This is a genomic window from Actinoallomurus sp. CA-142502 (genome assembly GCF_050936355.1).
GTDB lineage: Bacteria > Actinomycetota > Actinomycetes > Streptosporangiales > Streptosporangiaceae > Actinoallomurus > Actinoallomurus iriomotensis.
Window position 1 is genome coordinate 2,742,271 of the sequence record NZ_JBNJMY010000001.1, and the last position, 14,606, is coordinate 2,756,876.

Here is a 14,606-nt window from a genome sequence, read left to right on the forward strand (position 1 = left end):
GCACCTGCAAGGAAGCGGTTAAATGGACGTACGCGAGTACATCGAGGCCAACGCGAGCGGTTTCTTCACGGCGCTGAAGGACTGGCTCGCCATCCCGTCGATCTCCGGTGACCCCGCGCGCCGCGGTGACGTACGCCGCTCCGCGGAATGGCTCCAGGCGCACCTGCGCGAGACCGGGTTCCCTCTCGTGGAGATCTGGGAGACCGGCACCCAGGACGCCCCCGGCCTGCCGGCCGTGTTCGCCGAGTGGCCCGCCGCCGACCCGGACGCGCCCACCGTCGTCGTGTACGGCCACCACGACGTGCAGCCGGTCGAGCCGCTGGACGAGTGGGAGACCGCGCCGTTCGACCCGATCGAGCGGGGCGATCGGATCATCGGCCGCGGCGCGTCCGACGACAAGGGGCAGGTGTTCTTCCACACGCTCGGGCTGAAGGCGAACCTGGCCGCGAGCGGCGCCACCGCGCCCCCGGTCACGATCAAGATGCTGGTCGAGGGCGAGGAGGAGTCCGGCTCGCCGCACTTCCCCCAGCTCCTGCGCGACCGCCGCGACCGGCTCGCCTGCGACGCCATCGTGATCAGCGACACGACCATGTGGGCCGCCGACGTGCCGTCCCTGTGCACCGGCATGCGGGGCCTCACCGAGGCGGAGGTCTCGCTGCACGGGCCGTCCATCGACCTGCACTCCGGTTCGTTCGGCGGGGCGGTGCCCAACCCGCTGCACGCGATGGCGTCGCTGCTCGCGGGCCTGCACGACGAGCAGAACCGCGTCACGCTCAAGGGCTTCTACGACGGCGTCGTCGAGCTCACGGACGAAGAACGGGAGCTGTTCGCGCGGCTGCCGTTCGACGAGGCCGCGTGGCTGGAGACGGCCGGCGGCAGCCGGGCGGCCTTCGGCGAGGAGGGCTTCACCACGCTGGAGCGCGTCTGGGCGCGGCCCACCGCCGAGGTCAACGGCATGTGGGGCGGCCACACCGGGCCGGGCGGCAAGACGATCGTGCCGCGTGAGGCGCACGCCAAGGTGTCGTTCCGGCTGGTCGCGGGGCAGGACCCGCGGGCGGTGCAGGAGGCGTTCGCGGCCTATGTCGACGAGCACACCCCGCCCGGCGTCGAGGCGCGCGTGAGGTTCCCCAGCAGCGGCGTGCGCCCGTGCTTCTCGCCGATCGACTCCGTGGGCGTGCGGGCGGCTCGGCGGGCGATGGAGCGCGCGTTCGGCACGGAGGTCCTGTTCACCCGGGAAGGCGGCAGCGGCCCCGAGGCCGACCTCGCCGACATCCTGGAGGCGCCGCTGGTGTTCATCGCGGTCGGCCTGGACGAGGACCAGATCCACGCGCCCAACGAGAAGGTGGAAAAGCCCTTGCTGCTCAAGGGCGCGGAGGCCGCCGCCTACCTCTGGGACGAGTTCGCCCGCGGCCAGGAGGGCTCGTGATCGAGGGGACGCTGGGGTGGCTGGCGCTCGCCCGCGGCGCGCTCGACCGCGTCGCCGAGCGCCGTCGTGACGACGCCTGGCTCGCCAGGACGTGGGCGGATCCCCGCAGCCGGGTGATGGTGGTCGAGCGGGGCAAGACGCTCGTACGGCCCGAGCCCGCGCTGGTGTTCCTCCCGCCGGAGCAGGCGCCCGAGGGCGAGCGCTACCTGCTGGGCGTCGACGGCGACGAGACGGCCTACTTCGCGGTGTCGGCCCCGCTGCCCGCGATCGAGGGCACCGAGCCGGCCGGCCTGCGCGCGGTCGGCGCGCGGCTCAGCGACCGCGACGCCGGCCTGCTCACCCAGGCCGTCGCCCTGCAGAACTGGCACGAGACCCACACGCACTGCCCGCGCTGCGGCGCGCTCACGGAGCCGGCGTCCGCGGGGCACACCCGGGTCTGCACGGTGGACGGCTCGGAGCACTTCCCCCGTACGGACCCGGCCGTGATCATGCTGGTCCACGACGACGAGCGGATGCTGCTGGCGAGCAGCCACAAGTGGCCGGCGCAACGGATGTCGGTCCTGGCCGGGTTCGTCGAGCCGGGAGAGTCGCTGGAGCAGGCCGTGGCACGTGAGGTCCGCGAGGAGGTGGGGATCGCGGTGCACGACTGCCGCTACCTCGGGAGCCAGCCGTGGCCCCTGCCTCGCAGCCTCATGCTGGGGTTCTTCGCCCGCGCGTACGACGGTCAGGACCTGCGCGTGGACGGCGAGGAGATCAAGAGCGCCCGCTGGTTCACCCGGTCAGAGCTGCGAGCCGCCACCGAGTCGGGGCGGCTGGGGCTGCCGGGCCGGATCTCGATCGCCCGGCAGCTCATCGAGCGCTGGTACGGCGGCGAGTTGCCCGATGACTCCTGACGGGCAACCTGCCGCCGCCGCGCGGGGTGGGGGAGGGAGAGCCGGCCGTACGGCCTGGTCGACAGGGGCCGGCGTCGCCAGACCGTACGGCGGGCCGTTCGGCCTTGGGGACGGCCGTCGGGCGGGGGTGCAGGGGCTCGGTCGGGGGCCGGCCGCTCAGTAGGGGAGCGGGCGACCGGACGGGGCGCGAAGGTCGAGCTCGGGGAGCGTGGTGCCGCGCGGCCGTCTGACCTGGGTGCGGATGCGGCGCATGGGTCGGTCCTTTGCTCGTTCTGTGGGCTCGTTCTGTGGCTGTTGGGTCTCAGGCGGCGAGCGTCAGCGGACGCGCCCGGTGGGGCGACACGGTGTGCCCGTCCGGGGACAGCTCGCCGGTGTCGTCGAAGACCACGACACCGTTGCAGAGCAGACTCCAGCCCTGCTCCGGATGCGCGGAGATGACGCGTGCGGCGGTGTGGTCCTCGGCAGTCGCTTCGGGGCACTGCGGCCAGTGCTGGCACATGACGTCCTCTCCTCTCACGGCTCGGTTGGGGTTATGCCTCCACAATCGCGCCTACGGCGCGTCGTGTCTGCGCGGCCAGCCACCATTCGCCTGTCCTGCCAGCGCCAGTGCCCACCCCCCTGCTAGCCGGTATACGGCCGTCCCGGCGCGGCTGGACACCCGTCCGACCTGGGCTTTCACGGGCCGGACAGTGGCGTCCGGGCAGTGGGAGGACCTATATTCCGGTTAGCGGCAATGCGTATTCGACCAGTGATTCGCCAGACTGGGGCCATGGACATGCGCTGTCTGATCGTTGACGACAACGACCGTTTCCTCGAGACCGCCCGCGGCGTTCTCGAGCGTGACGGCATCGACGTCGTCGGCGTCGCGTCAGACGGCCAGGAGGCGCTCGAGAAGATCGGCGAACTCCGTCCCAGCGTGGCCCTCGTCGACGTCTGCCTCGGTGAGGAGTGCGGCGTCGAGCTCGCCGGCCTGCTCATCGACGAATCGCCCGCCAAGCCGATCGTGATCCTGATCTCCACCTATCCGGCGGACGACTTCGCGGACATCGTCGCCGGCAGTGCGGCCCTCGGCTTCCTGCCCAAGTCGGAGCTGTCCGGCCCGGCGATCCGCAAGCTGATCGGCGAGATCGACCGGGCCCCCACCGATTCCTAGCCGAAACGCGTCACGGAGCGTGTCGATCAGCGGTTGTCCAGGAAGGTGATCACGGCGAGCACCCGTCTGTGATCGTCTTCGGTCTCCGGCAGCTGCATCCGCGCCAGGATGCTGCGCACGTGCTTCTCCACCGTGCCCTCGGTGATCCACAGGCGGTTGGCGATGCCGGCGTTCGAACGGCCCTCGGCCATCAGAGCGAGCACTTCCCGCTCGCGTTCGGTCAGGCCCTCCAAAGGGTCGTCCTTGTGGCGGGCGGTGAGGAGCTCCTGGACCAGCCCCGGGTCCACCACGGAGCCGCCCTGGGCGATCCGCTCGACCGTCTCGATGAACTCACGGACCTCCGTGACCCGGCTTTTCAGCAGGTAGCCGACCCGCTGCCCGGCGGCGAGCAGCTCCGTCGCCTGGTCGACCTCGACGTGCGCCGACAGCAGGAGGATCCCGATCGCGGGGAACTCCCGGCGGATCACCTGGGCGGCGTCCAGCCCCTCGGTCTCATACGCCGGAGGCATGCGAATGTCGACGATGGCGACGTCGGGCCGGTGTTCGCGCACGGCGGCGATGAGCTCCTCGCCGTCGCCCGCCTGCGCGACGATCTCGAACCCCGACCGTTCGAGGAGACTCGCGAGTCCCGCGCGGAGCAGTACGTCGTCCTCGGCCAGGGCGATCCGCGCCTTACGTTCGACCATCACTCTCCTCCGCACGTAGAGTGATTCCACACCAACCCTAATCTCATTATCGGCCAGTATTCGCTGGTCGAGAGGATGAGCAGTGACCGGATGGGCGTTCCCGCCGTCGAGGGTCGTCACTCCACGGGGCCTGAGCCGGCGGATGATCATCGCGACCACGCTGTTCGCGTTGCTGATGGCCGTGACGTTCGTGATCCTCGCCGGGGCGATCGTCGGGCTACGCCACGCGGCGACGCTGTCGGGCCGGTCCGAGGAGGTGCTCGCCGCCTCGGACCGCCTCGACCGGCTCGTCGTGGAGCTGCAGTCCGGCGCGCGTGGCTATCAGATCACCCGCGACGAGGTCTTCCTGAAGCCCTGGACGGCCGCCCGCGCCGCCCTTCCCGCCCAGGCGGCGGAGTTCCGGCGCCTGGCCGCCACGGTCGACGCCGGCCAGGCCGGACGCGCCGACGCGATCGTGCGCGCCGCGACGTCCTACCTCGAGGACTTCTCGGTCCCGCTCGTGACCGCGATCCAGGAGGGGCGGCAGCCGGGCCTGCGCCCCGCCCCGGCGGTCGCGGAGGGGCAACGGCGGGTCGCCGCCCTGCGCTCCGACTTCGACCGATTCGTGACCGTCCAGCGCTCGCTCGCCACCCGTTACGAACAGCGTTCGATGAAGGCGTCGCGACGTGCCATGGCCATGGCGGGCGCGGCGGCGGTGAGCTCGATCGCGCTGGTCCTCCTCTTCACCGCCTACCTGACGCGCGCCCTCGTACGGCCGGTGCGCCGCGCGTCGATCATGGCGGCCGACCTGGCCCGCGGAGAGCTGGGCGTCCGCATGCCCGAGACCTCGCTGGGCGAGATCGGCCTGCTCGAGCGCGCGTTCAACACGATGGCGCGCTCGCTGGAGACGAGCCACCGCAGGCTCCGCCGGATCGCCGAGGAGCAGGCGGCGCTGCGCCGCGTGGCCACACTCGTGGCGCGGGCGGCCTCCCCGTACGAGGTGTTCGAGACGGTCGCCGCCGAGCTGGGCCGCATCCTGGGCGCGGACTTCGTCGTGATCAGCCGCTTCGAGCCCGACCGGATGGCGACGGTGGTCGGTTCCTGGAAGTCGGAGGAGCGTGCCGAGGCCGCACCGCAGGTCGGTTCGAGCTGGTCGCTGGAGGGCCGGAGCCTGGAGTCATCGGTGCGGCGGACCGGCCGCCCGGCCCGCCTGACCGACTACCAGCGTGCCACCAGCGGCATCGGCGTCTGGGCGCGGACGCGTGGGGTCAGGTCCGGGGCCGGCTGCCCCGTCGTGGTCGAGGGCCGCCTGTGGGGCGTGATGATCGCCTTCACCACGGCGGAGGAACCCCAGCCCGAGGGCGTCGAGGCGCGCATGATCGAGTACACCGAGCTGGTCGGCACCGCGATCGTCAACGCCGAGAGCCGCGCCAAGCTCACCGCCGCCCGTGCCCGGCTGGTGGCCGCCTCCGACGAGACCCGCCGCCGGATCGAGCGCGACCTGCACGACGGCGCCCAGCAGCGGCTGGTGTCCCTGGGGCTGGAACTGCGGACGGCGGAGACGGCCGTACCCGACGGTGAGAACGTGCTGCGCGAGCGGCTCTCCACGACCGTCGAGGGGTTGTCCGGCGTGCTGGAGGATCTGCAGGAGATCTCCCGCGGCCTGCACCCGGCGATCCTGTCCAAGGGCGGCCTGCACCCCGCCATCAAGGCCCTCGCCCGCCGGGCCGGGGTGCCGGTGGAGCTGGAGCTGAACCTCGACCGCCGCCTCGACGATCAGGTCGAGGTGGCCGTCTACTACATCGTCGCGGAGGCGGTGACGAACGCGACCGAGCACGCGTCCGTGTCCCTCGTACGGGTCCGGCTCGACGTCGTCGACGACGCGATCAGCCTGGGCGTGGAGGACGACGGGATCGGCGGAGCCACCCCCGGTCTCGGCGGTTCGGGCCTCATCGGGCTGAAGGACCGCGTCGAGGCGCTCGGCGGCACGATCGAGAGCGAGAGGCCGGGCGGCACGGGCACCACGCTCAACATCCGGATCCCCCTCTGGCCGGCCCGTTCGTCCCGATACGGACCGTGACCGCCCGGGTATGAGGTCGGTGCGGCCGCCGCCGAGCAGGGGGACTCACGAATGGCCAGGCAGAGCATTGGCGATCAGGTCGCCGTCATCCTCGTGCGCGCCGGGGTCGAGCGCGTGTACGGCATCGTCGGCGACAGCCTCAACCCGGTCACCGACGCCATCCGCCGTACGCCCGGCATCGACTGGGTCCAGGTACGGCACGAGGAGGCCGGCGCCTTCGCCGCGGGCGCGGAGGCCCAGATCACCGGCCGTCTCGCGGCGTGCGCCGGCAGCGCCGGGCCCGGCAACCTGCACCTGATCAACGGCCTGTACGACGCGCACCGCAGCATGGCGCCGGTGGTGGCGATCGCCGCCCACATCCCGGGCAGCGAGATCGGCACCGGATACTTCCAGGAGACCCACCCCGACCGGCTGTTCGCCGAGTGCAGCCACTACTCCGAGCTGATCTCCAGTCCCGGGCAGATGCCGCGCGTCCTGCAGACCGCGATCCAGCACGCGGTGGGGCGGTCGGGCGTCTCGGTGGTGTGCCTGCCCGGTGACGTCGCGGGGATGGACGCCCCGGCGGGAGCCGCCCAGCTCTCCCTCGTCACCCACCGCCCGGCGATCCGCCCGGCCGACGAGAAGATCGCCGAACTCACCCGGATGATCGACGACGCCGGACGGGTCACGCTGTTCTGCGGCAGCGGTACGGCGGGGGCGCACGACGAGGTGATGGCACTGGCCGAACGCCTCAAGGCACCGGTCGCCCACGCGCTGCGCGGCAAGGAGTGGATCCAGTACGACAATCCGTTCGACGTGGGCATGTCCGGCCTGCTCGGCTACGGCGCGGCGTACGAGGCGATGCACGAGGCCGACGTGCTGCTCATGCTCGGCACGGACTTCCCGTACAACAAGTTCCTGCCCGACGACGTGCGGATCGCCCAGGTCGACGTGCGGCCCGAGCACCTCGGCCGCCGGTGCCGGCTGGACCTGGCGGTGTGGGGCGACGCCCGCGAGACGCTGCGGGCCGTGCTTCCCCTCGTGCGCGAGAAACCCGACCGCCGTTTCCTCGACCGCATGCTGAAGCGGCACGCGGAGGCCCTGGAGGGCGCCGTCGCCGCCTACACGCGGGGTGTCGAACGGCACGTTCCGATCCATCCGGAGTACGTCGCGTCGGTGCTGGACGAGGAGGCGGCCGACGACGCGGTGTTCACCGTGGACACGGGCATGTGCAACGTGTGGGCCGCGCGCTACCTGTCCCCGAACGGCCGCCGGCGCGTCATCGGCTCGTTCAGCCACGGTTCGATGGCCAACGCCCTGCCGCAGGCGATCGGCGCGCAACGCGCCGCGCCGGGACGGCAGGTCGTCGCGATGTCGGGGGACGGTGGCCTGTCGATGCTCATGGGCGAACTGCTGACGGTGGTCGGCCAGAGCCTGCCCGTCAAGATCGTGCTGTTCGACAACTCCTCGCTGGCAATGGTCGACCTGGAGATGATGGTCGCGGGCGTGCCGCCGTACGGGACGAGCTACCCGGCCACCGACTACGCGGCGATCGCCCGCGCGGCCGGAGGGCACGGGCTTCGCGTGGAGGACCCACGCGACGTGCGCGAGGCCCTGCGGGAGGCGTTCCGGCACGACGGACCGGCGCTCGTGGACGTCGTCACCGACCCGGCCGCGCTGTCCATCCCACCGCACATCACGGGGGAGCAGCTGACGGGGTTCGCGCTGTCGGCGAGCAAGATGGTGATCAACGGCGGCGTCGGCCGCATGCTGCAGCTCGCCCGCTCCAACCTCCGCAACATCCCCCGCCCCTGACACCGCGGCCGTACGGCGCGGGGTTGTTCCCCGCCGGGGCGGCGGGGAACAACCCGGGTCGGGCTATGCCCAGGACGACACGATCGTCCAAACGCACACGCAGAAGTCCGCTGCGGCCTTCTCGCTGGTCATGCCCTGCATCTTGAGGATCTTAGACATCTCCTTCACCTCCTTTTCATGACGTGTGGGCGATGGCCGACTGCGGATCGAGGTAGGGCAGAACCGTTGAGGTCCCCTCGAGCGCAGCGTTGAGGGCGAGCAGGATGCCCGCGGAACCGGTGGCCAGGTCCATCGAGAGGCGCAGCAGCTTGTCGCCGGGAAAGGCCAGGTGACCCTCGTAGGGCTCCGCGTGCCAGGCCAGCCGCCGGATGTGCGCGTCGACGGCCGGCCGGTCCTCCGGCGCGCCGAGCTGGGCGAGCACCGCCAGAAGTCCCGCCCGGCCGTCGAACAGGCCAGGTTGGACCACGAAGGGCGCCCAGCATCCCCGGCGCACCCGGGTGATGACGGCCGCCATCTCGGGATCGTCGCGGCGCTTGAGGTACTCCTGGAGCACCAGCGCGAGTCCTCCGCTGCCACTGCCGAGATAGAGGCGATAGCGGCCTCCGCCTTCGCCCAGCTGGAAGGTGCCGTCGTCCAGGTGCTCGCCACGGCTCATCTCCTGGAGCAGGACGGACCGGGCCAGATCCAGGTAGGTGGGATCGGCGGTGTCTTCGTGCAGATGCAGGAAGAGCAGCGCGGCACCCGTCATCCCGGTCAGCAGCCCGGCCTTCCCCGGCCGTCGAGTCCGGCCGCCGTTCGCGTCGGCGGCCACCGGCCCGGCCAGCTCGTCGGCGATCCGCACCGCGGCGGCGCGCAACTCCGAGTCGCCGGTGACCCGGGCGAAGTGCAGCAGGTTCAGGCCGATACCGGCCCAGCCGCCGAGCAAGCCCGGTGCGGGCATGTCACGGCTCAGCTCCCGGGCGCGGTCGAGGACGTCGAGTGCCGCCTCCCGGCGACCGAGCAGGTGGAGGGTCGCGGCGACACCGTGCAGCCCGTCGAACAGGCCGGGCTGCGGTGTCCGGGCCCGCCGGGTCGCCTGGATCAGCCAGTCCACGTACTCGTCGGGAACCTCGGCGCCCACTCGGTCCAGGGCGTAGAGGACCCCCGCCGCGCCGTACGCGAAGGCGTAGCCCCCGTGTTCGAACTGCACCGGGCTGCCGGGGAACAGCCGGTCCTCCCGGTGCGGGGTGGCGCTGGCGTGGATGCCCGCCACCAGCGAGTCACGGAGGGCCGGCCAGTCCGGCTCTTCGGCCGTGAGCAGGGAGACGACCGGATCGGCCTGGATCGTGGTCGGCTGGAGTGTGCGGAGCAGGTGCCCGCCGAAGTCCGGCGGTACGGGGAAGTGCCGCTGTACGGCGTCGACGAGAACGGCCGGCCTGCCGGGCGCCCGCTCCCCTCGCAGGTACACGGGCAGGAACAGGAACAGCCGGATGCACTCGACGAGGTACCGGTCCGCGGCGGCGCCCGACAGGTGGGCGGGCGCCGTGAACCCGGGCGCGGCGAGCGCAGGCGCCCGGTCGTCCTCGAGCTCCGTGGCGAGCTCGAAGTCGATCAACGCGACGCGCCCGTCCGGACGCACCATCACGTTGCCCGGATGCAGGTCGCCGATGCGGATTCCGCGTCCGTGCACGGCCTCCACCGCGCGCTCGAGCCGGTCGGCGACGTCCAGCGCCCAATCCGTGTAGCCGGCCAGAGCCTGGGCGGTCGGCTCTCGGTTCGTCACGGGGTAGCGGACGAGGATGGCGTCGAGGAGCGTCGTGCCCTCGATGTACTCCTCCACCAGGAAGTGGTGCTCCCAGGCGACCCGGTGCTCCAGGAGGCGCGGCACGCAGTCCAGCCCGGCCAGCCGCTCCAGAGCCCCGCGTTCCGCGGCGAGCCGGGTCACCGCGTCCACCCTGTCCCGGTCGAGGCCGGCGTGCGGTCGGGCTTCGCGCAGCACCACCTGCTCACCGCTGCGCGTGTCGCGCGCCAGATACACCCCGCCGCCGTTGGAGTGGTGTAGCGCGGCTTCGACGTGGAAGGGGAAGTCCTCGTCACCGTCCGACTGCCAGGCCGCCACATGGGGTCGTAGCACCTCGGGGACCGCTACCCAGTCAGGCACGGTGAAGACCGACGCGCGCTCATCCGGAACCAGCCGGCCGTCAGGTCCTTCCAGGGCGGGCACCGGCTCGCCGTCGTCTCCGGGACATGTCCGTTCGATGAAGCCGCCGTAGCGGACGTAGAGCGGCCCGTTCCCGTACCGCAGGTCACTCAGGATGTAGGGGCCCGGGAAGCCCGCCAGCAGCTCGGAGAGTTCGGTGAGCACCGCGGCCAGTTCGGTGTCGTCGGCCGGGTACAGCGTGACCGCCTTCCCACTGCTGCTCCGGTCCGCGTACTTGTCGTTCACGGCCAGGACGGCCTTTTCGCTGCGCAGGAACTTGACGGCGATCCGCCGGCCGACGCAGTAGTCCCAGACGATCTCGCACACCTTCGCCGCGTCGGACGGCACGGCCGAGACGTGAATCTTCCAACCCTGCGCGGGAAGTGTCGAGTCGCCGGGGCGGAGGAACACCCACGCTCCACGCTCGTGCCGGTGCCAGCCCGGTGGGGCGGCTCTCCGCGCGGCCGGAAAACGCTCCGCCTCGTCCGGTATCCGCTCCGGGCTGTCGAAAAATATGGGATCGGCGATGCAGAACGGCTGCAGCAATTGCTTGTTGGCGGGCACTCGGGTTCTCCTTGACTAACAGGGCTCTCCGAGTGACAGGCTTCGGGCATCGCCTGGTACGGGATAATCGGTGTTGGCCGGGATGCATACCTTCGTGGCGTCGCCGTTGGCATAGTAAATATACAGCCAGCTGTTATAGGAGAAGCAGTTGTGGATCGCGGGCGCGCCGGGCACGTATCCGCACGGGTCGGCCGTCGAAGCCGCCGCGCTCCCGGCGGACGCGGACCCGAGGCCGATGGCGGCGGGAAGGGAAATCGCGGCCGCGATGACGATCTTACCGAACAATGACGCCTCCGAGTCAAAAGATGTAACGCTGGCAATTGATGGAAGACTCTAACGACGACCGATGAAATCGCGATAAAAGAGCGATCAAATCACGGTCTTTCAGCAGGGTTGAGTCTGTGGCGTGGCGTTTCTACAGCGTGGCGGCGGCCCCACCGGTGAGGTGGGCGGCCTGGGCCTGCGGTGGGTGCTGTTGTCCGGGTGGGGCTGGGCCTCGGTGATGACCCGGCTATGTATTCGGGCGAAAGGTGCTCTTCGCCTTCGGCTGGACGGTTTCGTCGTCTGGCGTGGTGAGAACGGTCCGGTGCGTCGCCCGGTGACGTGCTGTGTGGCCTGCTCCGCCGCTGATCTGCGCAGCCGTAGCCGGGTCGGAGGGGTCTCTTGGTTCGGACGGGTTCGTCTCCTGGCGTCAGGGGGCCGTGCGGTTCGGTGACGTGCTGCTCTGCCGCTGATCTCCGTCCGGTGGCCCTGCGCTCCGGAGGCGTGGTCGGCACGAGACGGTCGTTCGGTGTTGACGGTGTCCGGCGGGGTCCGCAAGATGAGCCGATGCCCGCGATTGCCGTACAGCTGGCCGGGGTGACGTCGGTCTTCCACGACCGCTTCGTCATCGGCACCCGCCGTGACTGCGACCTGGTGCTGCACGACCCGGATGCCAGCCCGCTGCATGCCCTGCTCATCCCGGAGGGGGACGGCTGGCAGGTCGAGGACATGGGCTCCCTGCGCGGGGTGCGCGTCAACGGCCGGCTGTGCACGGCCGCCCCGCTGGCGAAGGGAGACAGGCTTCGTCTGGGCGGTACCACTCTCGTCGTGGTCCCGATCCTCCCCTGAACGCCCTCGCCACGCCCGGCGACCGGCCGCCCCGATCCCGGCGAGCCGCCCCCGATCCCGGCCGGGGCCGGTTCGCCCGCCTGGTTCGGTGGGCTGGTGTGTCTCGGTGGGCTCGTCCACCTGGCCTGGCCGGTTCGCCTACCTGGTTCGGTGGTCGGTCCGTCTCGGTGGGCTCGTCCACCTCGTCTGGCCGGTTCGCCTACCTGGTTCGGTGGTCGGTCCGTCTCGGTCGGCTCGTCCACCTCGTCTGGTCGGTTCGCCTACCTCGTCCGGTGGGCTCCTCCCGGCTCGGCCGGCCATCCGCCTGGCCTGGTCGGGGCGTCCATCAGGCCTGGTCCCCTCCCCGTCGTCCGGTGGGCTCGCCCCACCATTGGCCCGCTGGGCACGCCCGCCCCGGGGCCGTCGGGGCGTCCGGTCGGCTTCCGCTTCGCCCCGGAAGCCCGAGAGTCATGTCCGATTGTGTGGTCACGGGCGTTTCCTATTGACGTACGGGCTCATATGGGCGTAAACAAAGGGAAACCAAAAAGAAACGGCGGTGAAGCAACACGATGTGCGCCCCGGCAAGACATCGGGCGACGCGGCGCGGCGTGAGCGCCGCATGATCGTCACGTTGACGCTCAACCCCAGCCTGGACCGGACCATCGAGGTGGAGCGGCTCGTTCGCGGCACGATGACGCGGGCGACCTCGGCCCGGCTCGACCCCGGCGGCAAGGGGGTGAACGTCTCGCGCGCCCTGCTCGCCAACCAGGTGCCCTCCGTCGCGGTGTTGCCCGTGGGCGGCGCCGACGGTGAGCAGCTCGTACGGCTCCTGGAGGCCGACGGGATCCCGCTGCGGGCGGTCCCCGTCGCGGGGCGCACCCGGTCCAACGTGACGATCGCCGAGCCCGACGGCATGGTCACCAAGCTGAACGAGCCCGGAGAGCCGTTGTCCGGTTCCGAGCTCGGGGCGGTCGCCGACGCGGTGCTCGCCGCCACCGAGTCGGCGAGCTGGGTCGTGACGTGCGGCAGTCTGCCCCCGGGTGTACCCGCGGGGATCTACGCCCAGATGTGTGAGTTCTTCACGCAGGCGGGCGTGCAGGTCGCCGTCGACGCGAGCGGCCCGGCGCTGCTGGCCGCGGTCGAGGCCTCCCCGGTGCTGATCAAGCCCAACCGGGAGGAGCTCGCCGAGGCCGTCGGCCATCCGGTCGACAGCGTCGGCGATGCGGTCGAGGCGGCCCAGGCCCTGCGCGAACGCGGGGCGGGCAGCGTGCTCGCCAGCCTCGGTGCGGACGGCGCCGTACTGGTCGAGGACGACGGAGTCACCATCGGCGAGGCGCCGGTCGCCGCGGCGAGGAGCACGGTCGGGGCCGGAGACGCCCTGCTCGCCGGGTTCCTGGCCGCGGGCGCTCGGGGGAGCGCGGCACTCGCCGAAGGGCTGGCGTGGGGGGCCGCCGCGGTGCGCCTGCCCGCCAGCCGCATGCCGCGGCCGGAGGACATCCGGCGCGACATCGTTCGTATCCATGCGCGGCCGGACCTCGGCCGATCACTCATCGCCTAGATTCCCCCACCCCCTAAGGGAGGCCCTTCATGGCCACTCCGTACACACCACAGATCACCGGGCAAGGGCCCAAGGCCCAGATCCAGAGACTCGGCGGGCATCTCGCCGGCATGGTGATGCCGAACATCGGGGCCTTCATCGCCTGGGGTCTGATCACCGCGTTGTTCATCCCGACGGGCTGGCTGCCCAACAAGGAGTTCGGCGCCCTGGTCGACCCGACCATCAACGTGCTGTTGCCCGTGCTGATCGGCTACACCGGCGGCCGGATGGTGCACGGCCAGCGCGGTGCCGTGGTCGGCGCGGTCGCCACCATCGGGGTCGTGGTGGGCGCGGGCATTCCGATGTTCCTCGGCGCGATGGTCATGGGGCCGCTCACCGCGTACGTGCTCAAGCTCGTCGACGGCTACATCCAGGATCGCACCAAGCCCGGGTTCGAGATGCTGGTGGACAACTTCACCGCCGGCATCATCGGCGGTGCGGCGGCGGTGTTCGGCAACTGGGGGATCAAGCCGATCGTCACGCACGTGACCGACGTCGCGGGCAACGGCGTCGAATGGCTGATCCACCACCACCTGCTGCCGCTCGCCTCGGTGCTGGTCGAGCCGGCTAAGGTGCTGTTCCTCAACAACGCCGTCAACCACGGCGTCCTCGGCCCGCTGGGTGTCGCCGAGGCGGCCAAGCACGGCAAGTCGATCATGTTCATGATCGAGTCCAACCCCGGCCCCGGCCTGGGTGTGCTGGCCGCCTACCTGCTGTTCGGCCCCCGCAACCTGCGCCCGAGCGTGCCGGCCGCGATGGTCATCCAGTTCCTGGGCGGCATCCACGAGATCTACTTCCCGTACATCCTGATGAAGCCGCGTCTGATCCTCGCCTCCATGGCCGGCGGCGCGGCGGGCATCGGTACATTCATGATCACTAACGCCGGTCTGGTCGCCACCCCGTCCCCGGGCAGCATCTTCGCCTACGCCGCCGAGACCCCTCGAGGCGGTTACTTCGGGGTCTTCCTCGGCGTCCTGATCGCCGCGGCGGTCTCCTTCGCGGTCGGCTCGGTCCTGCTCGGCTTCGGCCGTCTCAACGGGGACGATGAGTCCGAACCGGAGCCCGACGCCGCGGCGGGCGAGACGCCCGCGGCGGAGACCACGACCGACGAGACGAAGACCGACGAGGCCCCGGCCCCCGAGACCGCACCCCACGGAGCGTGATCC

At 71.3% G+C, this 14,606-nt stretch carries 12 protein-coding genes; 8 read left to right on the top strand and 4 right to left on the bottom strand.

Going from position 1 to position 14,606, the window contains the following annotated elements:
* Positions 1–22: 22 nt before the first annotated feature.
* Together ACQEV1_RS13370 and nudC are read left to right on the top strand one after the other, a co-directional pair.
* Positions 23–1,426, top strand: coding sequence for a dipeptidase (locus ACQEV1_RS13370; RefSeq protein WP_285618397.1), 1,404 nt, complete (start codon positions 23–25; stop codon positions 1,424–1,426).
* Positions 1,426–2,319 carry an NAD(+) diphosphatase gene (gene nudC / locus ACQEV1_RS13375; RefSeq protein ID WP_433405889.1) on the top strand — a complete coding sequence of 298 codons (894 nt, stop codon included), beginning with the start codon at positions 1,426–1,428 and terminating at the stop codon, positions 2,317–2,319. Before ACQEV1_RS13370 ends, nudC begins: the two co-directional genes overlap by 1 nt.
* Positions 2,320–2,620: 301 nt before the next feature.
* Here the strand turns inward: nudC and ACQEV1_RS13380 are convergent, their stop codons facing one another.
* Entirely contained in the window at positions 2,621–2,818 is a 198-nt protein-coding gene (locus ACQEV1_RS13380) for a DUF5999 family protein (protein WP_285618396.1), read from the bottom strand.
* Positions 2,819–3,088: 270 nt separating this feature from the next.
* Between ACQEV1_RS13380 and ACQEV1_RS13385 the strand changes: the two genes are divergently transcribed.
* The gene (locus ACQEV1_RS13385; RefSeq protein WP_285618395.1) at positions 3,089–3,472 is read left to right on the top strand and encodes a response regulator; all 384 of its coding nucleotides are present in this window, start codon (positions 3,089–3,091) and stop codon (positions 3,470–3,472) included.
* A 26-nt stretch (positions 3,473–3,498) separates the two neighbouring features.
* Here ACQEV1_RS13385 and ACQEV1_RS13390 read toward each other — a convergent pair whose 3' ends face one another.
* On the bottom strand, positions 3,499–4,158 hold the full coding sequence (locus ACQEV1_RS13390; RefSeq protein ID WP_285570517.1) for a response regulator transcription factor: 660 nt from the start codon (positions 4,156–4,158) through the stop codon (positions 3,499–3,501).
* Positions 4,159–4,240: 82 nt separating this feature from the next.
* Between ACQEV1_RS13390 and ACQEV1_RS13395 the strand changes: the two genes are divergently transcribed.
* Positions 4,241–6,217, top strand: a complete 1,977-nt coding sequence (locus ACQEV1_RS13395) for a CHASE3 domain-containing protein (RefSeq protein ID WP_433394048.1) — start codon at positions 4,241–4,243, stop codon at positions 6,215–6,217.
* Positions 6,218–6,268: 51 nt separating this feature from the next.
* Positions 6,269–8,011 carry a pyruvate dehydrogenase gene (locus ACQEV1_RS13400; RefSeq protein WP_433394050.1) on the top strand — a complete coding sequence of 581 codons (1,743 nt, stop codon included), beginning with the start codon at positions 6,269–6,271 and terminating at the stop codon, positions 8,009–8,011.
* Positions 8,012–8,186: 175 nt separating this feature from the next.
* Here ACQEV1_RS13400 and lanKC read toward each other — a convergent pair whose 3' ends face one another.
* On the bottom strand, positions 8,187–10,754 hold the full coding sequence (gene lanKC / locus ACQEV1_RS13405) for a class III lanthionine synthetase LanKC (protein ID WP_433394052.1): 2,568 nt from the start codon (positions 10,752–10,754) through the stop codon (positions 8,187–8,189).
* 15 nt (positions 10,755–10,769) lie between these two features.
* Positions 10,770–11,039: a hypothetical protein gene (locus ACQEV1_RS13410; protein WP_433394054.1), complete on the bottom strand. Its 270-nt coding sequence runs from the start codon at positions 11,037–11,039 to the stop codon at positions 10,770–10,772.
* A gap of 543 nt (positions 11,040–11,582) precedes the next feature.
* Here ACQEV1_RS13410 and ACQEV1_RS13415 point away from each other — a divergent pair.
* From ACQEV1_RS13415 to mtlA, 3 genes are all read left to right on the top strand, one after another.
* Positions 11,583–11,864 carry an FHA domain-containing protein gene (locus ACQEV1_RS13415; RefSeq protein WP_285570498.1) on the top strand — a complete coding sequence of 94 codons (282 nt, stop codon included), beginning with the start codon at positions 11,583–11,585 and terminating at the stop codon, positions 11,862–11,864.
* Positions 11,865–12,399: 535 nt separating this feature from the next.
* Positions 12,400–13,401: a 1-phosphofructokinase gene (gene pfkB, locus ACQEV1_RS13420; protein WP_285618389.1), complete on the top strand. Its 1,002-nt coding sequence runs from the start codon at positions 12,400–12,402 to the stop codon at positions 13,399–13,401.
* Positions 13,402–13,430: 29 nt separating this feature from the next.
* Entirely contained in the window at positions 13,431–14,603 is a 1,173-nt protein-coding gene (gene mtlA / locus ACQEV1_RS13425; protein WP_433394056.1) for a mannitol-specific PTS transporter subunit IIC, read from the top strand.
* Positions 14,604–14,606: the final 3 nt, after the last annotated feature.